This is a genomic window from Variovorax sp. Varisp46 (assembly GCF_059491885.1).
Window position 1 is genome coordinate 5970730 of sequence record NZ_CP168515.1, and the last position, 19444, is coordinate 5990173.

General features: G+C 70.3%; 16 protein-coding genes and 1 pseudogene. 5 read left to right on the forward strand and 12 right to left on the reverse strand.

Annotated features, from left to right (window positions below):
* Positions 1–32: 32 nt before the first annotated feature.
* The 4 genes and pseudogenes from ACEN9N_RS28135 to ACEN9N_RS28150 form a co-directional block, all read right to left on the reverse strand.
* Positions 33–668, reverse strand: a complete 636-nt coding sequence (locus ACEN9N_RS28135; protein ID WP_495655030.1) for a methyltransferase domain-containing protein — start codon at positions 666–668, stop codon at positions 33–35.
* An 11-nt stretch (positions 669–679) separates the two neighbouring features.
* Positions 680–1372, reverse strand: a complete 693-nt coding sequence (locus ACEN9N_RS28140) for a thioredoxin family protein (RefSeq protein WP_495655031.1) — start codon at positions 1370–1372, stop codon at positions 680–682.
* Positions 1373–1465: 93 nt separating this feature from the next.
* Positions 1466–3686: pseudogene (locus tag ACEN9N_RS28145) on the reverse strand (protein-disulfide reductase DsbD family protein).
* A gap of 44 nt (positions 3687–3730) precedes the next feature.
* Positions 3731–4489, reverse strand: coding sequence for an alanyl-tRNA editing protein (locus ACEN9N_RS28150; RefSeq protein ID WP_413313586.1), 759 nt, complete (start codon positions 4487–4489; stop codon positions 3731–3733).
* Between the two features lie 130 nt (positions 4490–4619).
* On the opposite strand from ACEN9N_RS28150, the gene ACEN9N_RS28155 reads away from it, so the two are divergent.
* Positions 4620–5963, forward strand: a complete 1344-nt coding sequence (locus ACEN9N_RS28155; protein ID WP_495655032.1) for a PQQ-dependent sugar dehydrogenase — start codon at positions 4620–4622, stop codon at positions 5961–5963.
* A 6-nt stretch (positions 5964–5969) separates the two neighbouring features.
* On the opposite strand, the gene ACEN9N_RS28160 is transcribed toward ACEN9N_RS28155, so the two are convergent.
* Positions 5970–6524 (reverse strand): GNAT family N-acetyltransferase, encoded by a 555-nt coding sequence (locus ACEN9N_RS28160; RefSeq protein WP_495655033.1) that lies wholly within the window; start codon positions 6522–6524, stop codon positions 5970–5972.
* Positions 6525–6596: 72 nt separating this feature from the next.
* On the opposite strand from ACEN9N_RS28160, the gene ACEN9N_RS28165 reads away from it, so the two are divergent.
* On the forward strand, positions 6597–7022 hold the full coding sequence (locus ACEN9N_RS28165) for a MarR family winged helix-turn-helix transcriptional regulator (RefSeq protein WP_007838903.1): 426 nt from the start codon (positions 6597–6599) through the stop codon (positions 7020–7022).
* Positions 7019–8785 (forward strand): chloride channel protein, encoded by a 1767-nt coding sequence (locus tag ACEN9N_RS28170; protein WP_495655034.1) that lies wholly within the window; start codon positions 7019–7021, stop codon positions 8783–8785. The genes ACEN9N_RS28165 and ACEN9N_RS28170 overlap by 4 nt, the downstream gene beginning before the upstream one ends.
* 1 nt (position 8786) lies before the next feature.
* Here ACEN9N_RS28170 and ACEN9N_RS28175 read toward each other — a convergent pair whose 3' ends face one another.
* Positions 8787–9797, reverse strand: a complete 1011-nt coding sequence (locus tag ACEN9N_RS28175) for a zinc-binding alcohol dehydrogenase family protein (protein ID WP_495655035.1) — start codon at positions 9795–9797, stop codon at positions 8787–8789.
* 86 nt (positions 9798–9883) lie between these two features.
* On the opposite strand from ACEN9N_RS28175, the gene ACEN9N_RS28180 reads away from it, so the two are divergent.
* Positions 9884–10792: a LysR family transcriptional regulator gene (locus tag ACEN9N_RS28180; RefSeq protein ID WP_495655036.1), complete on the forward strand. Its 909-nt coding sequence runs from the start codon at positions 9884–9886 to the stop codon at positions 10790–10792.
* 81 nt (positions 10793–10873) lie between these two features.
* On the opposite strand, the gene ACEN9N_RS28185 is transcribed toward ACEN9N_RS28180, so the two are convergent.
* The 6 genes from ACEN9N_RS28185 to ACEN9N_RS28210 all read right to left on the reverse strand — a co-directional run bounded on the left by ACEN9N_RS28185 (position 10874) and on the right by ACEN9N_RS28210 (position 18175).
* Positions 10874–11671, reverse strand: a complete 798-nt coding sequence (locus ACEN9N_RS28185; protein ID WP_495655037.1) for an SDR family oxidoreductase — start codon at positions 11669–11671, stop codon at positions 10874–10876.
* 113 nt (positions 11672–11784) lie between these two features.
* Positions 11785–12366, reverse strand: coding sequence for a poly-beta-1,6-N-acetyl-D-glucosamine biosynthesis protein PgaD (gene pgaD / locus ACEN9N_RS28190; protein WP_495655038.1), 582 nt, complete (start codon positions 12364–12366; stop codon positions 11785–11787).
* Positions 12356–13633: a poly-beta-1,6-N-acetyl-D-glucosamine synthase gene (gene pgaC, locus ACEN9N_RS28195; protein WP_495655039.1), complete on the reverse strand. Its 1278-nt coding sequence runs from the start codon at positions 13631–13633 to the stop codon at positions 12356–12358. Before pgaC ends, pgaD begins: the two co-directional genes overlap by 11 nt.
* Positions 13630–15690 carry a poly-beta-1,6-N-acetyl-D-glucosamine N-deacetylase PgaB gene (pgaB, locus tag ACEN9N_RS28200; RefSeq protein WP_495655040.1) on the reverse strand — a complete coding sequence of 687 codons (2061 nt, stop codon included), beginning with the start codon at positions 15688–15690 and terminating at the stop codon, positions 13630–13632. The genes pgaC and pgaB overlap by 4 nt, the downstream gene beginning before the upstream one ends.
* On the reverse strand, positions 15690–16895 hold the full coding sequence (locus ACEN9N_RS28205; protein WP_495656429.1) for a PgaA family protein: 1206 nt from the start codon (positions 16893–16895) through the stop codon (positions 15690–15692). Before ACEN9N_RS28205 ends, pgaB begins: the two co-directional genes overlap by 1 nt.
* A gap of 5 nt (positions 16896–16900) precedes the next feature.
* Positions 16901–18175 (reverse strand): PgaA family protein, encoded by a 1275-nt coding sequence (locus tag ACEN9N_RS28210; protein ID WP_495655041.1) that lies wholly within the window; start codon positions 18173–18175, stop codon positions 16901–16903.
* 371 nt (positions 18176–18546) lie between these two features.
* Between ACEN9N_RS28210 and ACEN9N_RS28215 the strand changes: the two genes are divergently transcribed.
* Complete coding sequence (locus tag ACEN9N_RS28215; protein ID WP_495655042.1) at positions 18547–19377, forward strand: creatininase family protein; 831 nt, start codon at positions 18547–18549, stop codon at positions 19375–19377.
* The last annotated feature ends 67 nt before the right edge of the window (positions 19378–19444 follow it).

A 19444-nucleotide genomic window follows, 5' to 3' on the forward strand; every position in this document is an offset into this window, starting at 1 on the left:
TGGGCTTCCCGACCGCTGGCTGACTGTGCGAGTCAGGTAGCTGTCACTGGCAGCGTCACGCGCGAGGCCCGGGCCCCGAGGACGAGGACGCTCCATGTCACATCTGCGCGGCCGAGCATGTCCTCGCGCTGGCCTAGAAACCGGCGCCGCAGACCGTGCGCTTCGGCAAGCTCGCAGGTCTCCTGAGCCGACACCTCGAACATCCGCCGGCCCGCGGGCACGGGGCCATGGCGCAGCGACATTGCAATCTGCCCGCCGTCGGCCACCAGTCCGGCAAGGGCCGCCATCGCGGCGCGGCGTTCCGCGTCGTCGAGGTGCATCCAGACGGCGGTCAGCAGGATCAGGTCGTATCGCTCGCCGAGCGCCCGGGTGCGATGCAGGCCGGGCAGGTGGTCGTCGACCCACTCGATGGGCAGCGCGGCGTGGCGGCGCAGGCCTTCGGCGCGGAGTTCGGCGGTCGGTTCCACGGCCACGACCTGGTGGCCCAGCGCGGCCAGCGCCGCCGCGTCGCGCCCGGCGCCGGCGCCGATGTCGAGCACGCGGGCCGGCGGCGGGGGAAAGAGATGCAGCACCTCGCGGTGTACGTCGGCGAAGCGCAGGCTTTCGTACTGGGTGGCCAGCGCCGCGGCGTTGGCTCCGTATCCGGCGGTGCCCGGGACTTGCGCCATCCGGGTCGGGCTCAGGTCTTGTACTTGATCGAGCAGCCGTAGGGCCGCGTGCTGGCGGCCGAGATCGGCTTGCCGCCGAAGGCCTCGCCCAGTGCCTGGTTCACGTAGTTGGTCGCGGTCTTGATGTCGTCCGCCCGCGCCGAGGCGATGCTGTCGATGCCGCCCGCGTACACCAGCGTGCCCTTGGGGTCGATGATGAAGATGTGCGGCGTGGTGCGCGCGCCGTAGACCTGGCCGATGACGCCGTCCTCGTCCATCAGCACGGCGGTGGGCGCGGCCTTCTGCGACTTCATCCAGGCGTCGAGCGCATCGGGCTTGAGGTAGTCGGTGGCGGCGCGCTCGGTGGAATTGATGGCCAGCCACACCACGCCCTTGTCGGTCGCGGCCTTCTGGGTGGCGGGCATGTTGCCGCTGCCGTAATGCTTGCGCACGAAGGGGCAGCCGGGGTTGGTCCATTCGAGCACCACGAACTTGCCCGCGAAATCGGACAGCTTGTGCTTGGCGCCGCTGGTGTCGACGGCGATGAAATCGGGCGCCTGCTGGCCCACCGCGGGCGCGGCGGCGGCATTGGTACCCATCAGGAAGGTGGCGCCGAGCGCCACGGCGGCGGCAACGACCGCACGGCGGGAGGCCCGGCTCAGTGCGGCGCGGGCATGGCGCGCGGCACGGCGGGAGCGCGAGTCTGTGGTTGACGAAAGAGACATGGCCAGCTTGAACTCCAGAACAAATTCCAAACAACAACTGCAGCTTAGAACGGTTTCTTCAAGTGCATGTGACAACCCATGTCACGCTGGTGGTCAAAGCGCGGCGAGGGCGGCGCGGACTTCGTCCTTGCCCAATATCTCGGTCAGCACGACGGGCGGCTTGCCCGGCGCCTGCAGCACGTACACCGGCACGCCGCTGCGGCCCAGCGCGGTGAGCGCGGCGGTGATGGCGGGGTCGCGCCGGGTCCAGTCGGCGCGCAGCATGGCGACCTTCTTCGCGTCGAAGTCGGCCAGCACCGCGGCATCGGAGAGCGTGCTCTTCTTGTTGTACTGGCAGGTCACGCACCACGCAGCGGTGAAGTCGATGAACACCGGCTGGCCGGCGCCCGACAGCTCGGACACTCGCTCGGCGGACCAGGGCTGCCAGCGCTGGCCGGCGGTGCCGGATGCCGCCGCCAGCCGGGCCGGCTCCACCACCTGCAGCACATTGCGGCCGATGGTGGCGGTCAGCACGGCCGTGAAGCCGATCAGCACGGTGGCGATCACGACCCGCGTGCGCCCGCGCAGCGTGAGCGCCCAGACGATGGCGGCCAGGCACACCAGCAGCGCGAGCAGCGTGCCCGCGCCGTCGATGCCGCTTTGCTGGCCCAGCACCCACACCAGCCACGCCACGGTGGCGAACATCGGAAAGGCGAGCAAGCGGCGCAGCGTGCCCATCCACGGGCCGGGCTTCGGCAGCAGGTACGCCACGGCGGGCACGAAGCCGGCCACGAGGTACGGCAGCGCCAGCCCGAAGCCCAGCGCCGCGAACAGCAGCAGCGCCTGGCCGGCCGGCAGGCCGATGGCGAAACCCAGCGACACGCCCATGAACGGCGCGGTGCAGGGCGAGGCGATGACCACGGCGAGCACGCCGGAGAGGAAGTCGTTGGCCAGCGGGTGCTTGGCCTGCGCGCTGCACACCGACGAGGGCGCCGCGCGGCCGAACTCGAACACGCCCACGAGGTTGAGCCCGATCAGCGTGAACAGCGCCGCCAGCGCAGCGACCACGCCCGGCGACTGCAGCTGGAAGCCCCAGCCCAGCCCGGCGCCGGCCGCGCGCAGCGCCAGCATGCCGCCGCCCAGCGCGAGGAAGGACAGCATCACGCCGCCGGTGTAGGCCAGCCCGGCCTTGCGGTGCGCGCTGGCGTTGCCCGCCTGCCGCGCGAAGCCCAGTACCTTGATCGCGAGGATCGGGAACACGCAGGGCATGAGGTTGAGCAGCAGGCCGCCGATCAGCGCGCCCAGCAGCGCGGCCATGAAGGTGGTCGAGGAGGGCGCCGGAGCATCGCCGGCCGGGGCTGTTGCCTTGGCCGCATTGGCGGTGAGCGCAGCCTGCAGCGCCGGCGACACCTCGGCGCGCGGCGCAGCGCCTGCCGGCCAGGCGCCCGTGACCGGCGCTTCGGCGCGCCAGGCCGACCGGCTGGCCGGCCTGCCGGTCGGCCTCGGCCAGCGCCACCACCACCGGCATCACCGTGGGGCTCGCGCTACGCTGATCGGCCAGCGGCAGCGTCGCCGTCCAGGTGCCGCCCTGCCAGGATTGGGTCCAGTCCTTGCCGGAGACGGCCGCGGTGCGGATCACCTCGGGGGTCTCGGGGAAGAAGCCCAGCGTCTTGCCCTGCACGGCGGCGGGCAGGCCTTCGAGGCGCACTTTCAGGTTGTGGCCATCGACCTCGATGGTGCCGGCCTTGGCCAGCGGCTGCGGCTGGGCCGCCAGTGCGGCGTCGAACTCGGCCTTGTGCAGCGCGGTCGAGCCCTGCAGCGGCAGGGGCAGCGTGAACGTGCCTTCTTCGGGGATGCATTCCTTGCGGCAGACCAGCCAGGAAGCCTTGAGCCGGATGTCCATGGCCGGCGTGCCGCCGCCCAGCGCCACCGGCGGCTTGTAGAGCGTCGACACCTCCAGCGGCACCGGCAGCAGCACGGTGTTTTCGTAGCCGTAGTTGGCGAGGTTGCCGACCGGGATCTTCGTCGGCACCGGCCAGGCGATCTCGCCGGTGGACACGCCGGCCGGCAGCGTCCACGCCATCTCGGTGGGCAGGCCCGAATCGCCGGCGTTCTTCCAGTAGGTGTGCCACTCGGGCTGGTGCGTGATCTGCAGGCCGACCCAGACCGGGGCGCCGGGCGCCACGCCGTCGGGGGCGTGGGCGATCAGTTCGGCGCGCACGTGGGGGGTGGTCACCACGGCGCCTGGTTTGGAAGCCAATTGCGCCGCAGCCGGCATGCTGGCTGCGGAGATTGCTATCAGAAGCGTAGCGAAATGGATGCGCGAAAAGATCATGCCGTCAGTCGGAGCATTCAATGGGGGCGAAGTTCCGGGCCGTTTCAGGCCGCCGCAGGGGCCCAGCCCAGCACCACGCGGCGGCTGTTGGCGCTCTTCTTCTCGATCTTGGTGACCATCACCGCCCCGATCTCGGAAGTGTTTGCAACATGCGTGCCGCCACAGGGCTGGAAGTCGATCTGGGCATCGCCGTCGCCGCCGATGCGGATGGTGCGCACCGTGCCCGTGCCGCGCGGCGGCTGCACGCTCATGCTCTTGACCAGCGCGGGGTTGGCGTCGAGTTCCTCGTCGGTGATGGCGCCCACGGTCAGCGGATGGGCCGCTTCGACCAGTTTCGCGAGCCCGGCGGTCAGCGCTTCCTTGTCCAGCGGATCGGTCATGTGGAAGTCGATGCGTGCGTATTCGGGCGTGATGGAGCAGCCGTTCACCGGCACCGGCACGAGGTGGCACAGCAGGTGGGAGGCGGTGTGGAAGCGCATCAGGCGATGGCGGCGCTCCCAGTCGAGGCGGGCGGTCACGGTGTCGCCGGGCTTCAGCGCGGCCAGCAGGTCGGCTTGTTCCGGGGCGGGCACGTGCACGAATTCATTCGTGGGCTGGCCTTCTTCGTTCCTGGCCTTGCGGGTGTCGGCAATGACCAGTTCGCGCCCGTCGGCCAGCGCCAGCACGCCGGTGTCGCCGGCCTGTCCGCCGCCCAGCGGATAGAACACCGTGCGGTCCAGCACGATGCCGGTTTCGTCGATGCGCAGGACGCGGGCGTCGCAGGTGCGCAGGTAGGCGTCGGCTCGGAACAGGTCGTCGGTCATCCGGCGATGGTAGCGGCGATGCGCAAATGAGGTGCGCCCACGCCAGAAAGCGCCCGTGGCCGACAACCCCGGGGCTGCCCGGCTGGGGATCATCCGGTGCATGCGGCACCCGGCCGCGCAAGGAATACGCATGACAGCACCGCAGCAAGCATCCGCACTGGCCCTGGCCGCCGCGCTGCTGCTTGTCGCCGGCTGCGGCGAGACCGCCAAGCTGGCCCCGGAGCTCACGACCGGCCCTCGCCCGCAACTGGCCCAGCCGAACAAGACCCTGATTCCCACCGTCAACGTCGCGACCGCCGTCGGCTGGACCGACACCGCCTCGCCCATCCCCGCCGAAGGCCTGCAGGTGACGGCACTGGCGCGCGGCCTCGACCATCCGCGCTGGGTCTATACCCTGCCCAACGGCGACATCCTCGTGGCCGAGAGCAACAAGCCGCCCAAGCCGGGCGGCAGCAGCGACGGCGGCAGCGGCGTGGTCGCGAAGGTGCGCAACTGGGTCATGGGCAAGCTCATGGCCCGCGCCGGCGCGGGCGTGCCCAGCGCCAACCGCATCACCCTGCTGCGCGACGCCGACGGCGACGGCCTCGCCGAGGTGAAGCAGGTGTTCATGACCAACCTGATGTCGCCGTACGGCATGGCGCTGGTCGGCAACGAACTCTTCATCGCCAATGCCGACGCGCTGGTGAAGGTGCCGTATACCGAGGGCCAGACCTCCATCAGCGCCAACCCGACGCTGGTGACGCAGCTGCCCGCCGGCATCAACCACCACTGGACCAAGAACGTCATCGCCAATGCCGACGGCAGCAAGCTCTATGTGACGGTCGGCTCCAACAGCAACATCGGCGAGAACGGCCTCGCGGCTGAAGAGGGCCGTGCCGCCATCTGGGAAGTCGACACGAAGAGCGGCGAGAAGCGCCTGTTCGCGAGCGGCCTGCGCAACCCCAACGGCATGGGCTGGGACCCGGACACGAAGGCGCTGTGGACCGTGGTGAACGAACGCGACGAGATCGGCAGCGACCTCGTGCCCGACTACCTCACCTCGGTGAAGGACGGCGCCTTCTACGGCTGGCCCTGGAGCTACTACGGCGGCATCGTCGACGCCCGCGTCACGCCGCAGAACCCCGAGATGACGGCCAAGGCCATCGCGCCCGACTACGCGCTGGGCGCGCACGTCGCGCCGCTGGGCATGGCGTTCTCGCGCCCGGGCGGCATGCCCGAGCAGTTCGCCAGCGGCGTCTTCATCGGCGAGCACGGCTCGTGGAACCGCAAGCCCAAGTCGGGCTACAAGGTGGTGTTCGTGCCCTTCATCGGAGGCAAGCCCAGCGGACCGCCGGTCGATGTGCTGACCGGCTTCCTGACCGCCGACGAAAAGGCGCAGGGCCGGCCGGTGGGCGTGGCGCTCGACAAGGGCGGGGCACTGCTGGTGGCCGACGATGTCGGCAACGCCGTGTGGCGGGTGTCGAGGGCGAAGTAGCTTTCTTCAGCGCTGCGGTCGGGCGATGCGGTAGAGCCTGTGCCGGCGCAGTGCGTGTCCTTCGGGCACCAGCGGATGGTCGAAGGCGCCGGCCGCGTCTTCCTTCATGCCGATGCGCTCCATCACCGCGCTCGAGCGCGTGTTGTTCCAGGCGGTGAAGGCGACGATCTCGTCCAGCCCGATCCGCTCGAAGCCGACCTGCAGCGCAGCGCGTGCGGCCTCGCTCGCGAAACCCTGGCCCCACCAGCCGCGCCCGAATCGCCAGCCGATCTCGACGCACGGCGAGAACGCAAGCGTGACCGCCGGTGAGTTCAGGCCGGTGAAGCCCATGAACCCGCCGGACGCCTTGTGCTCCACCGCCCACAAGCCCCAGCCGTTTTCCGCGAAGCGCGCGCGGATGCGATCGGCCAGCGCATCGCTGTCGGCGCGCGTGGGCAGCGGCAGCAGGAACTCCATCACCTGCGGGTCGCAAGCCAGCGCGAAGAAGGGCGCCAGATCGCTCTCGCGCCACTGGCGCAAGCGCAGGCGCGGAGTGTCGAATTCGATGGGGTCGGCGGTCATGCACCCATTGTGTCGCACGGTATATATGTCACGACGTGATATATTTCGGCCATTCCGGCATCTCCCATCGCCATGGCTTCCACCCCCCGCAAGCTCGCCAAGAAAGACTTCGAGGCGCTTTCCCAGTTCCGCTACCAGATGCGCCGCTTCGAGCGCTTCTCCGAGCGCGCCGCGCAGGCCGAGGGCCTCACGCCGCAGCAATACCTGGTGCTGCTGCACATCAAGGGCGTGCCCGGCCGCGACTGGGCCTCGGTGGGCGAGATCGCCGAACGCCTGCAGCTGCAGCCGCACGGCGCGGTTGCGCTCGTCACGCGCTGCGAAGCGCTCGGACTGGTGCAGCGCCGGCCCAGCGAAACGGACCGCCGGCAGGTCGAGGTGCACCTGCTCGCCGAGGGCGAGAAGCTGCTGCTGCGGCTGGCCGAGCTCCACCGCGCGGAACTGCGCTCGCTCAAGGGCGTGTTCGACGTGCCGCAAATCGATCTTCCGGAAATTCCATGAGCTCCAAAGCCAACTCCCATCCGCCGCGCGGCGACTTCGCGCTCAACACGCGCCTCATGCGCATCACCGTCATGGCGGCCGTCATCGGCGCCGTCAGCACCGTGGCCGCGCGCGTGCTGCTCGACCTGATCCGCTTCTTCACCAACCTGTTCTTCTTCCAGACTTTCTCGCTGGCCGACCGTTCGCCGGCCACGCACACGCTGGGCGCCTGGGTCATCGTGGTGCCGGTGATAGGCGGTCTGATCGTCGGCCTGGTCGCGCGCTACGGCTCCGACAAGATCCGCGGCCACGGCATTCCCGAGGCCATCGAGGCGATCCTGTTTGGCAAGAGCAAGATGTCGCCGAAGGTCGCGCTGCTCAAGCCGCTGTCCTCGGGCATCGTCATCGGCAGCGGCGGCCCGTTCGGCGCCGAAGGGCCGATCATCATGACCGGGGGCGCCATCGGCTCGCTGATCGCGCAGCACTTTCATCTCACGGCGGCCGAGCGCAAGGCGCTGCTGGTGGCGGGCGCCACGGCCGGCATGACGGCCGTGTTCGGCACGCCCGTGGCGGCGGTGCTGCTGGCCGTCGAACTGCTGCTGTTCGAACTGCGCCCGCGCAGCCTGCTGCCGGTGGCCGTGGCCTGCGCGGTGGCGGGCTTCGCGCGGCCGTTGCTGATGGACGCCGGCCCGCTGTTCCCGCTGCAGACGGCCGTGCCCGGCCCGCTCGCCATGCTGTCGTGCGTGATCGCCGGCGTGCTGTGCGGCGCGCTGTCGGCGTCGTTGTCGATCTCGCTCTACAAGGTGGAAGACTGGTTCGGCAAGCTGCCGCTGCACTGGATGTGGTGGCCCGCCATCGGCGGCCTCGCGGTCGGCATCGGCGGCTGGCTGCAGCCGCGTGCGCTGGGCGTGGGCTACGACGTGATCGGCGACCTGCTGCACAACCACCTCGCGCTCGGCGTGGTGATCGCGCTGCTGGCGGTGAAGGCCGTCATCTGGGTCATCTCGCTGGGCTCGGGCACCTCGGGTGGCGTGCTGGCGCCGCTGCTGATGATGGGCGCCGGCCTGGGCGTGGTGCTCTCGCACATCCTGCCGGGCAACGACCCGATGCTGTGGCCGCTGGTCTGCATGGCGGCCACGCTGGGCGGCGTGATGCGTGCGCCGCTCACCGCCACCATCTTCGCCTTCGGGCTCACGCACGACAGCAATGCGCTGCTGCCGCTGCTGACCACCTCTGCCGTGGCCTACGGCTTCACGGTGCTCACGATGCGCCGCTCGATCCTCACCGAGAAAATCGCGCGCCGCGGCTATCACATTTACCGCGAGTACGGCATCGATCCGCTGGAGCGGCATTCGGTCGAGGAGGTGATGACGCGCGAGGTGCGCAGCATCGACGCGGCCATGCCGGTGGCGCAGGCGCTGTTCAGCTACTTCGGCGAAGGGCAGGCGCACCGTGCGTTCCCCGTGCTGCGCAACGGCGCGGTGATCGGCGTGGCCGACCGCGCGATGCTGGCCGCGCGCGGTACGTGCGACCCGATCGCAACCGTGGGCGATGCCTGCGCCGACGCGCCGCTGTACTTCGCGCTGCCTGGCGAGAACTGCCGCGCCGTCGCGACCCGGCTCGCGCGCCACCGGCTCGAACGGCTGCCGGTGGTGAAGGACCCGCAATCGCTCGCGCTGGCCGGCATCGTGGCGCGCAGCGACCTCATCAAGCCTTCGCTCGCGCACTTCGACGAGGAAGAAAAGCGCGAGCGCATGCGCGGGCTGCCGTGGCAGTCCACGTAGCTCAGAACCCGGCCAGCACGACTTTCCCTTGCGCCTTGCCGCTCTCGATGAGCGCATGCGCCTTCTTCAGGTTCGCCGCATTGATGGTGCCGAAGCTCGCATTGGCGGTGGTGCGGACGCGGCCCGCGTCGACCAGCGCCGCAACCTCCGCCAGCAGCGCGCCTTGCTCGGCGACGTCCGGCGTCTCGAAGCGCGAGCGCGCGAACATCATTTCCCAGTGCAGCGAGATGCACTTGGTCTTCAGCGGCATCGCATCGAGCATCTTCATGTCGTCGATCACCGCGATCTGGCCCTGGGGCTTGAGGCTCTCGATGATCTGCGCGTAGTGCTGCTCGGTCTGCGTGAGGCTGGCGACCATGTCGACTTCGCCGATGCCGGCCGCCTTGAGCTCGGCCGCGAGCGGCTTCGAGTGGTCGATGACGGTGTGCGCGCCGAGCGCCAGGCACCATTCGCGCGTTTCGGCGCGCGAGGCGGTGGCGACGACGCGCAGCTTCGTGAGCTGGCGCGCGAGCTGGATCAGGATCGAGCCCACGCCGCCCGCGCCGCCGGTGATCAGCAGCGTCTGGCCTTCGCCGCCGCCCTTGGGCACCCGCAGGCGGTCGAACAGCAGTTCATACGCGGTGATGGTGGTCAGCGGCAGCGCGGCGGCCTGCGCGTCGTCGAGGGTCTTCGGCGCGATCGCCGCGATGCGCTCGTCCACCGCATGCAGTTCGGCGTTGGCACCCGGGCGGACGATCGAGCCCGCGTAGTACACGCGGTCGCCCACCTTGAAGTTCTTCACGCCGCTGCCGATGGCCTCGACCGTGCCCACGGCATCCCAGCCCAGCACCTTGGCCTGGCCGGCCTCGGGTGCGGCGTTCTTGCGGACCTTGGTGTCCACGGGGTTGACCGACACCGCCTTCACGCGCACCAGCAGGTCCCGCGGGCCGGCCACGGGGGCGGGCAACTCGATGTCCTGCAGCGATTCGGGGTTGTCGATGGGAAGGGGCTGGTAGTAGCCGACGGCTTTCATGGGGAGGAACCTTTCAGTGACGATGCCTGAACTGTAGGATTGCAAGGAAGGTTTGATAAGGCGGCTTGAATCAGCAACACTTTCAAATGAAGATTGAAAATCTCTCCGACCTGCAGGTACTGGTGCAGACAGCGCGCGGCGGCACGCTCACGGCGGCGGCGCATGCGCTGGGCATCACGCCCGCGGCCGCCAGCGCCACGCTCAAGCGGCTGGAGGCACAGCTCGGCGCGCGCCTGTTCGAGCGCTCCACGCGCGCCATGCGCCTCACGCCGCAGGGCCAGACGCTGCTCGACTACGCGGTGCGCGCCTTCGAGCTGCTGGACGAGGGCGAGTCGCTCGTCACGGCCGACCGCGGCGATCTGGTCGGCACCTTGCGGGTGGCTTCGCCCTCGGACCTCACGCGCAGCACGCTGCTGCCGTGGTTCGACGAATTCCTGGCGCTGCATCCCGGCGTGCAGCTCTCGCTGTCGGTCGGCGACCGTCCACTGGACGTGATGCGCGACGAGGTCGATGTGGCGTTGCGCTACGGTGCGCTGGCCGATTCGCGCCTGGTGGCGCGGCCCTTCGCGCTGACCAACCCGGTGCTCACGGCGTCACCGGGCTACCTGCGCCGCCATCCCGCGCCGAAGGTGCCGCACGACCTGGTGCACCACAACTGCCTGATCTTCAACCGCTCGGGGCGCCGCCACCGCGTCTGGCGCTTCGCGCAGAACGGCCAGTGGACCGAAGTGCGCGTGAACGGCAACCGCAGCGTGGACGACGCCTCGCTCGCGCGCGAATGGACGGTGGCGGGCTACGGCGTGTCGCTCAAGTCCGCGCTCGACGTGCGCAACGACATCCGCGAAGGCCGCCTCGTGCGCCTGCTGCCCGACTGGGAGACGGAGCCCTACCCGCTGCATGCGCTGCTGCCGAGCGGGCGCTTCGTGCCCGCGCGCGTGCGGGCGTTCGTCGATTTCCTGGCGCTGAAGTTCGAGGCGTTGCAGGCTGTTGCCTGAGTAAAGAGGCTGCTCCGGATCGGCTCCCTCTCCCTCCTGGAGAGGGTTGGGGTGAGGGCGGCGGCGCTTGAAACCGCGCCTTCAGATCATCGGCGTCACCGCGCCGTCCATCGCCACGATGGCGCCCGTCACGTAGCTCGCCTTCGGTGACGCGAGGAAGACCACCGTGTTGGCGATTTCCTCGGGCGTCGCGATGCGCCCCAGCGGCAGGCGTGCCTTGGCGCGCGCCAGCGCCTCATCGGTGCCGATGCCCTGCAGCTTCGCGTCGGCCTTCATGCCTTCCTGCAGCCGTTCGGTCAGCGTGAGCCCCGGGTTCACCGCGTTCACGCGCACGCCCTTGGCGGCATAGGCCGCGGCCATGCCGGCACTCACCAGCATCAGCGCTGCATTGGCCGCGCCGCCGGCCATGTGCACCGGGCTCGCGACCTTGCCGCCCTGGCCGATCACGTTGACGATGGCGCCGCGGCCGCGCTGGCCCATGCGCTTCACCACAGGGTCGATCATGTGGATGTAGGTGAAGTATTTCGCGTCCATCGCGTCGTGCCACGACGCGGCCGTCAGTTCGTCGGGCGGGGTGCGGCGCGCGGCGCCGGCCGAGTTGACGAGCACGTCGACCGCACCGAACACCTGCTCGGCCGCGTCGAGCGCGGCCACGGCGCCGGCCGGGTCCTTGAGGTCGGCCGCATGCACCGAGATCCGGCCTTCGGCCTGCGCGAAGGCATCCACCAGCGTCCTGCGGCCCTGTTCCAGATTGACGAGATCGCGCGACACGAGGCTCACGCGTGCGCCTTCGCGCAGGAAACCCAGCGCGCACGCCAGGCCGATGCCCTTGCTGCCGCCGGTGACGAGAACGTGCTGGTCCTGGAGCTGGAGATCCATGAAAGAGTCCTTGATGGAGGGTGGAGGGTGGAGGGTGGAGTGTGGCGGCGATTGGAGCACCGCCGCGAAACCCCTGCACGGATGCGGCCGTATGCCGCCGTGCCCGTCCGGCGTCAGTGCCCCGCGGCCGCGCGCTGCAGCGGCTCGGGCTCCAGCGCTCCCGGCGCGGTGTCCGTGGCGTCGCGCAGGTGGCCGTTGTTGTCGTGGTGCACCAGCAGCTGCCGCGCGCGCTGCCAGGCCGACAGCCGCGCCGGCGGCACCTCGATGTAGGAGGCCAGCGCGAACAGCGACGACTGTTCCTGGTCCGGCGGCGTCTCGCGCGTCTGCTGGCGGCGGCGCAGCGGCGCCATCACCAGCATCGAGACCATGATCGCGCCGATCGCGATGGCATAGAAACCGAGCAGCTGCATCACCTCGGGCTGCGAGCGCGCGCCGAGCACATAGGGCCATGCGTACCAGATCGCGCAGAGCCAGACGCCGAGGGTGACCGCCGGGCGCAGCACGCGCAGCCACAGATACATGGCCAGCGTGCGCAGTGGCGAGCGGCCCGAGCCGAAGGCGCGCAGCGGGATTCGTGCAGCGTCGATGATCGGCTCGTCCACCGCGGGCTGCCCCCAGGAGCGCTGGCGGCTCGGGGGCGGCCTGTCGTCGTGCGTCTCGTGCAGGCGGCTTGGGGCATGGGTCTCAGGGCGCATCGGAAACTCCTCGGTCGGGGCTCGTCCACACCGCGCGCTTGCCGCGGCGGCGTATCAGAGCATTGGGAAGGGCGACGACGGTGGTCGCCATCGTGATGATCCAGAAGGCGATCGGGTACCAGATCGTTCCGGCGAAATAGCGCATCAGGTCGCGGTCGTAGCGGCGGTCGATCCACAGGCTCAGCAGCATCTGCAGGATGCAGGTCATGGCCAGCAGCGTGCCTTGCCAGTGCGGCAGCAGCGCCGAATGCCAGGACGAGTTCGCCGGCAGCAGCGGCCGCACGAGGCCGATCGCCAGCACCGCTGCCATGCAATAGGCCCACACCACGCTGGTCATGTATTCCAGGTAGATCGGCCACATCCGCCAGTGGCGCGGCCGCAGGATGCGCGAGGTGTAGCGCAGCATGGTCTGGATGCCGCCGACGGCCCAGCGCAGGCGCTGTTTCCAGAGGCCGCGCAAGGTCTCGGGCATCAGGATCCAGCACAGCGCGCGCGGCTGGAAGCGCAGCTTCCAGCCGCCGAGCTGGAGCTTCCAGCTCATGTCGATGTCCTCGGTGAGTACGTCGGGGCTCCAGAAGCCGACCTCGATCACGGCGCGGCGCCGGAACATGGCGAGCACGCCCGAGACGGTGAAGAGCGTGCCCACCAGCTGCTGCGAGCGCTTGATGAGCCCGATGATCGAAGAGAACTCGCCCACCTGCATGCGTCCGAGCAGCGTGGTGCGCGTACGGATGCGCGGATTGCCGGTGACCGCGCCGATGCGTTCGGAGCGCAGCATCGGCCGCAGCATCCATGCGATGGCGTCGACGTCCACCAGCGCATCGCCGTCGATGCCCAGGATGTATTCGCCGCGCGCGAGCTGGCAGGCGGTGTTGAGCCCGACCGCCTTGCCCTGGTTGCTGGCGTTGTGGATCACGCGCAGGCGGCTGTATTCCTGCGTCATCTGGTCGAGCAGCTCGCCGGTGCCGTCGGTGCTGCCGTCGTTCACGGCGATGACCTCGTAGTGCGGGTAGCGCGTGCGCATCAGCTGCTCGATCACCTCGCGCAGGTGCGGCGCTTCGTTGAAGCAGGGCACCACCACCGTGACCAGCGGGCGCGAGGGCAGCGAGTCGAGCGGATTGGCGTCGGCGTCGCGCCTGCGCTCGAACACCCATGCATGCGAGAGACCGCCCGCCATCCACACGTAGGCCATGAAGAAGGGGTAGTAGAAGACGAAGCCGAACAGCAGCGTGGGCAACGAGTGCGCGAGGATCTGGACGGTGCTCATGGCGCGGGCTGTGCAGGGGTCGTCGCGGCGGCCGGGGCACGCAGCGCGCGCGGCAGCAGCGTGCGCATCGAGATCGCGCGGCGCACGGTTTCCAGCGAGGGTTGGTCGTTCAGGAAGTCGTCGGGGTAGTAGCCCAGGTGGCGCACGCCGGCGCGCTGCAGCAGCGTCCATTGGCGGGTGAGCTCGGCGTCGGGCACGGGCTTGCCGGTGTGCCAGTCGCGCGCCTGCAGTTCGAACACGGTGCCGTCGAGGCCGCGCGGCGTGCCGGCCGCACGCTGCGCGAGCCGCGAGAGCCAGGCATCGCTGTCGGCGTCGGTTCGGGCCTCGCGCTCCATGCGCGGCATCGCCATGAGCCCGACGTAGTCGTAGGCCGCGAGCGAGGCCTCGTAGTTCTGCGCGAACCATTGCTCGGCCTGGGGGTCGAGAACCGGTCGTGCATAAAGGTTGCGCGCGGTTTCCAGCGCGGGCCGCCATGCGCCCACGCGCGCGGCCAGTTCGTGCGTGAAGTCGATCAGGTAGCGCGTCTTGGCGGCGGTCCAGCGCGCCGTCAGTTCCGGCTTCGCGCGGATCGCGGCCACGTCGGCCGGCAGGCCCCAGCGGGCGTAGGTGGCGAGGGCGGCGGGGCTCGCATCCTCGTCGTCGGACAGCGTCGCGTCGTCGTGGAACAGCAGGCCGCCGAAGAAGGCGTGGCGGCCGAGGTCTTCGTAGATGTCGCCGACCAGCGCGCGCACCGCGGGGTCGAAAGGCGTGAGCCGGTGGTAGCGGCCGGCCGGCATCGCGCCGCCCTGCGCCATCACCGTGTGGGTGGCGAGCGGATTCGAGGCCGGCAGGCGGAAGGCCGTCACCGGCATCCATGCATAGACCTTCACGCCGGCGCGGCTGCGCAGCTGCCAGGCCGCGCGGCTGAACAGGTCGGCGCGCATCGGCAGGTGCCGGTTGGGAAAGTACAGCGCGTCGGCCACGCCGTCGCCGTCGGGGTCGGCGTAGGCCTGCAGGAACACCGAGCGCGGGCGCACGGCGGCCACGCGGTCGATCAGCTTCGAGAGGTTGCGCTCCTGCTGGGCCGGGTCGGGGTCGTACACGTAGTCGAGGTCCACGTGCATCACGCGGTTGACGGGCCAGACCTCGCCGCCTGCGGGGCTGCGCAGCAGCCGGGCGTATTCGGGCGCCTCGTTGTCGTACTCCGCAAGCGCGCGGCGGACGCGCGCGAGCGGCACCGTCGGCGTGTTCGAGCCGTCGTCCAGCGTGAGGGTGATGGGCATGCCCGCGCGCTCGGAGGCTTTCAGCGCTGCCGCGTTGTAGGCGCCATAGGGCCACACCATCGAGCGCACCTTCGCGCCGGTGCGCTTTTCGATGAGTTCGCGGCTGCGGCGCAGGTCGGACTCGATGCGCTGCGTGTAGGCGGCATCGTCCTCGTAACGCCCGGTCTTGGGGTCGTAGCGGTGCGTGGCAGCGGCCGGCAGCATGTTGCCCTGCGGGTTGGCGAGGATGCCGGTGTGCATGGCGTCGCTGTGGCTCGCGAATTCGACGAGGCCCGAGCGGGCCATCTCGGCGGCCTCGCTCCACAGCAGGAAGTTCTCGCGCGGCGCGGGCTTGTCGCCCCAGTGCACCGGCTGACCCTCGGGCACCTCGAGCCAGCTCGTCACCAGCGCGAACAGCGCCGGGTAGTTGTAGCGCTTGAGCAGCGGGAACACCTTGGTGTAGGCGCTGCGATAGCCGTCGTCGAAGGTCAGCAGCACGGGCTTGGGCGGCAGCGGCTTGCCGCCGGCGCGCGCATCGACGATCTGCTGCAGGCTCACCGGGTGGTGGCCGTTGTACTGCAGCCAGGCCAAGGTCTCGGCGAAGGTGCGCTCGTCCACCGCGGTCGCCTCGGGCGAGGTTTCGAAGCTCGCGCGCACGTTGGCGCGCACGTCGTGGAAGGCGATCACGCGAAAGCTCACGCCGTCGTCGGGGTCGGCGCTCGGCAGGGGCTGCGCAAGGGCCGGCAGCGAAAGCGCCAGCAGCAGCCACGCAAGGGCCGCGCGCAGGAAGGTGAAAGGGTTGTTCGTCGTTCGCATCACTGCAGGGGCATCGAGAGGTTCAGGAAAACGCCGCGCTGTAGTTCGCGCACGCCGTCGTAGGGGTGGCTGGCAATGCGCAGGCCGTAGCGCAGCGCGAGCTTGGAACCGAGGTTCCAGCGGTGCTCGTAGCGCAGGCTCCACGTCGGGCCGCTGCCGAAGCCCGCCTGCCGATAGGTGCCCCCGCCGAGCTCGACGACGTGGAAGAACTGTCGGTCGTCGCGCTTCCAGCCAAGCCATTGCGCGCGTGCCGAGAGCTGCGCGCTGCCGTCGCTCGACGGGTTGAAGTAGGGCGCGGTGTCGATGTCGCGGCCGCGGCTCGCGTCGGCGCCGAGCGTCGTTTCGAGCTGGAACGCCGGCGTGCTCACCCAGCGTTCGCGCCAGCCGAGGCCGAGACCGCTGCGCAGGTTGCCGTCGCTGAAGTCGAGCTGCTGCCACTTCAGGTCGAAGCGGCGCGATTCGTTCACCACGTAGCCCACGCTCGCGCCGGCCTCGTGCGCGCCGATGCCGGCCACGCGCGCTTTCCACGGCAGTTCCTTGCTGTCGCCGTCGTAGGTGGCCGACAGCCGCCAGGCGTCGCTTGCGCGGTAGTCGAGCCGGCCAGCCGCGCTGTTGCGGTAGGGGCCGCCGTTCGCATGCTGCAGCACGCCTTCGGCCAGCCAGCGGCCGCGCTGCCAGCCCAGGCCGAGGCCGCCGCGCGCCCAGTTCGCGCTGCCGAGGTCGGTGGTTCCGCGGCCCAGCGACTGGTCGTAGAACACGCGCCACTGGTCGTCGATGAGGCCCGAGGCGAGCCGGCTGTCGATGCGCCATTCGCGGTTGGCGATGGCCGCGCCGCCGGAGGAGGCTCCGGCGTCCACGTCGAGCCGTGGGCCGACCTGGGTGAGCCGCCTGCGTTCCATGTCGCGCACCTGCTTAGAGTCGGGCAGGTCGGCGGCGAGCGATTCCGCGCGGCGGCGGGCTTCGCCGAATTCACCGGCATCGAGCAGCGCCTCGACGTGGCCGGTGCGCGCGCCGACGTCGTAGGGCGCGTCAGTCGCCAGCGCCTCGAAGCGTGCGAGCGCGGCTTCGGGGTGCTCGCGCAGCCGCTCGGTGAGGGCGGCGCCAGAGGCGTAGCCGGCGTTGAACGGCGCTTCGCGCGCCAGGGCCGCGAAGCTTTGCTGCGCGAGCGCCGGCCGGTCGGTGTAGAGCTGCATCAGCCCGCGCATGCCGCTCACCTCGGTGTACTCGCCGTTGGGGCGGCCGGCTTCCGGCGCGAGGTGCAGCAGGGCCGGCGTGGCGGCTTCGAGCCGCTGCAGCAGTGCCTCGGCATCGCTGAAGCGGCCGACGTCTTGATAGGCGTAGACCAGCCCCAGGTGGATGTCGTTGGGCATGGGCAGGTCGGCGCCGCCGCGGGCGATGGCCGTTTCGTAGATCGGCACGGCCTCGGCCGAGCGGCGCCGAGCCCGTAGGGCGGCAGTTCCGTGCCTGTGGCGCGCACTGTGTCGTAGAGCGCGACGGCGTCGGCCGGGTGGCCGCGTTCGACCAGCGCGAGCAGGCGATCGGACAGCAGCCGCGCGCGCACGGTGCGCCATGCGCCGGCGTCTTCGGGCGCGGCTTTCGAGGCCGCGGCGTCGGCCCGTGCCAAGGCGGCTTCCTGGTCGCCGAGCACGCGATCGAGTGCAGTGACGCGCTCCGCGCCAATGCGCTGGTCGCGCGCCTGGATCGCCCATCGCAGCCGCTGCGCCAGCGCCTCCTGCTGCAGGGTGGAAAACGCCAGCGGCGAAAAGCTGCCCGGCGCGGCGCGCTCCGCCGCCTCGGCGTTGTCGAAGGCGCTCGATGCGGCGCCGCTGCTCGCGAGCAGGAAGTCGGCCTCGCGCCGGATGTCGCCGCGCCCGGGCCGCAGTGCGCCGGCCTCGGTATAGGCGGCGAGCGCCTGCAGCGGATCTTTTTCGGCGCGCGCCAGGGCGGCGCGCAGCTCCAGCAGCGCGACGCGGTCTTCGACCTGCGTGGGCGCCGGCTGCGACAGCGCGCGGTACAGCGCCTGCGCGCCCGCGACGTCGCCGCTGTCGAGGCGCCAGTAGGCCTCGTGGATGCGCGCCTCGCGCGCCCCGGGCTGATGCGCGCGCCAGAGGCCGATGGCCTCGCCCTGCAGGGCAAGGTCATGCGTGCGCCGCGCGGCCAGTGCGAGCGGGCCCAGGGCGTAGTCGCTCAGTTTCGACGGCTTGGCCTGGCGGCCCAGCGCGGCGGCTTCGGCAAAGCGGCCGTCGGCGGAGGCGATCGCGATCGCATCGGAGGCCACTCGCTGGCGGGCTGCGCCGTCGATCGGCGCGGCGAGCCAGTCCTTCAATTGCTGCAGCGCCTGGGCCGCGGTGATGCGGCCTTCGCGGCGCGCGACGATCAGCGCATCGTGCCGCTGGGCGTCGTAGGCTGATGCACTCCGGTCGACCGCGGGTGCCGCGGTGACCGACGGTCCTGCGAATACCCCGGACGCGCCGAAGGCCAGCATGCAGACGAGGGACGGAAATTCTCGTGCCGCCTGCGCGAGATGGCGAGGCAACGATCGGGCGGACGCCGATTTGCGTCCGTCCGTGATCGTGCCTCCAGTTATTTTCTGGATGAACACTCTGCTCCCTTGGAATCACAGCTTTCACGACTAAAGATGCCGCCGCGAAAGCCGAACCACCGATATGTGACAGGTCGGCGGTTCTAGAAAATCAAATCAAGAATCACTCTAGACAGAACTGTTAACTAACGCAAACCAAAGTGCCACGAACTGGTTGTATGTGTGAATAGCTTGGCGTTTTTGGCGTCCGCGTCGACCGCCTTGTCCGGACCGAAGCTTTCGAGGCCGGCTCGCCACCAGCCTAAGATTGCGTGATGAATGCTCCTTCGGCCCCTTCGTTGCCCCGCTTCTGGTCCCAGCTCACCACGCGCGATTTCGCGTCGCTCGATGCGGCGACCACCGTCGCGGTGCTGCCGCTGGGCGCGACCGAGCAGCACGGCCCGCACCTGCCGCTGGGCGTGGACACCGTGCTGGCCGACGGCATCGTCGCCGCCTCGCTGCCCCTGCTGCCGGCCGAACTGCCGGTGCTGTTCCTGCCGACCCAGCAGATCGGCCTGAGCCCCGAGCACGCGCGCTTCGCGGGCACGCTCACGCTGTCGGCCGAAACGCTGATCCGCATGTGGAAGGAAATCGGCGCCGGCGTTGCGCGCGCCGGGGTGAAGAAGCTGGTGCTGTTCAACGCCCACGGCGGCCACGTGGGCCCGATGGACATCGTGGCGCGCGAGCTGCGCGCCGAGCATGGGCTCATCGTCTACAGCGTGAGCTGGTTCAACCTGCCGCTGGGCGACGCGGGCGCGCAGTTCAGCGCGCAGGAGCACCGGTTCGGCGTGCACGCGGGCGAGATCGAGACCTCGATGATGCTGGCGCTGTCGCCGCAGCTGGTTCGCATGGGCGAGGCGCAGGATTTCGACTCCACCTCGCGCCAGCGCGCGGCCGACTACGCGATCCTGGGCAACGGCAAGAGCGCCAAGCTCGGCTGGGCCATCGAGGACTACAACCCGCACGGCGCCGCCGGCAACGCGGCCGCCGCCACGGCGGCGCATGGGCAGGCGGTGGTCGACGAGGCCGCGCGTCAGCTTGCGCTGCTGCTGGAAGAGGTGTCGAGGCTGCCGCTGGACACGGCCAATACCGGTCCGCTGCCATGAGCTGGTGACGTCCTCACGCGCGACAGCAGAGTGATTGGCGCCTTCGCGAAGCTCAGCTCCATGGCCG

Bases quoted from the DNA above. Each gene is read 5' to 3' on its own strand.
- ACEN9N_RS28155 (WP_495655032.1), top strand. From the start codon at position 4,620: ATGACAGCACCGCAGCAAGCATCCGCACTGGCCCTGGCCGCCGCGCTG.
- ACEN9N_RS28170 (WP_495655034.1), top strand. From the start codon at position 7,019: ATGAGCTCCAAAGCCAACTCCCATCCGCCGCGCGGCGACTTCGCGCTC.
- ACEN9N_RS28135 (WP_495655030.1), bottom strand. From the start codon at position 668: ATGGCGCAAGTCCCGGGCACCGCCGGATACGGAGCCAACGCCGCGGCG.
- ACEN9N_RS28205 (WP_495656429.1), bottom strand. From the start codon at position 16,895: ATGCGCGGGCTGATGCAGCTCTACACCGACCGGCCGGCGCTCGCGCAG.
- ACEN9N_RS28215 (WP_495655042.1), top strand. From the start codon at position 18,547: ATGAATGCTCCTTCGGCCCCTTCGTTGCCCCGCTTCTGGTCCCAGCTC.
- pgaB (WP_495655040.1), bottom strand. From the start codon at position 15,690: ATGCGAACGACGAACAACCCTTTCACCTTCCTGCGCGCGGCCCTTGCG.
- ACEN9N_RS28140 (WP_495655031.1), bottom strand. From the start codon at position 1,372: ATGTCTCTTTCGTCAACCACAGACTCGCGCTCCCGCCGTGCCGCGCGC.
- ACEN9N_RS28160 (WP_495655033.1), bottom strand. From the start codon at position 6,524: ATGACCGCCGACCCCATCGAATTCGACACTCCGCGCCTGCGCTTGCGC.
- ACEN9N_RS28180 (WP_495655036.1), top strand. From the start codon at position 9,884: ATGAAGATTGAAAATCTCTCCGACCTGCAGGTACTGGTGCAGACAGCG.
- ACEN9N_RS28150 (WP_413313586.1), bottom strand. From the start codon at position 4,489: ATGACCGACGACCTGTTCCGAGCCGACGCCTACCTGCGCACCTGCGAC.
- ACEN9N_RS28175 (WP_495655035.1), bottom strand. From the start codon at position 9,797: ATGAAAGCCGTCGGCTACTACCAGCCCCTTCCCATCGACAACCCCGAA.
- pgaD (WP_495655038.1), bottom strand. From the start codon at position 12,366: ATGCGCCCTGAGACCCATGCCCCAAGCCGCCTGCACGAGACGCACGAC.
- ACEN9N_RS28210 (WP_495655041.1), bottom strand. From the start codon at position 18,175: ATGCTGGCCTTCGGCGCGTCCGGGGTATTCGCAGGACCGTCGGTCACC.
- ACEN9N_RS28185 (WP_495655037.1), bottom strand. From the start codon at position 11,671: ATGGATCTCCAGCTCCAGGACCAGCACGTTCTCGTCACCGGCGGCAGC.
- ACEN9N_RS28165 (WP_007838903.1), top strand. From the start codon at position 6,597: ATGGCTTCCACCCCCCGCAAGCTCGCCAAGAAAGACTTCGAGGCGCTT.
- pgaC (WP_495655039.1), bottom strand. From the start codon at position 13,633: ATGAGCACCGTCCAGATCCTCGCGCACTCGTTGCCCACGCTGCTGTTC.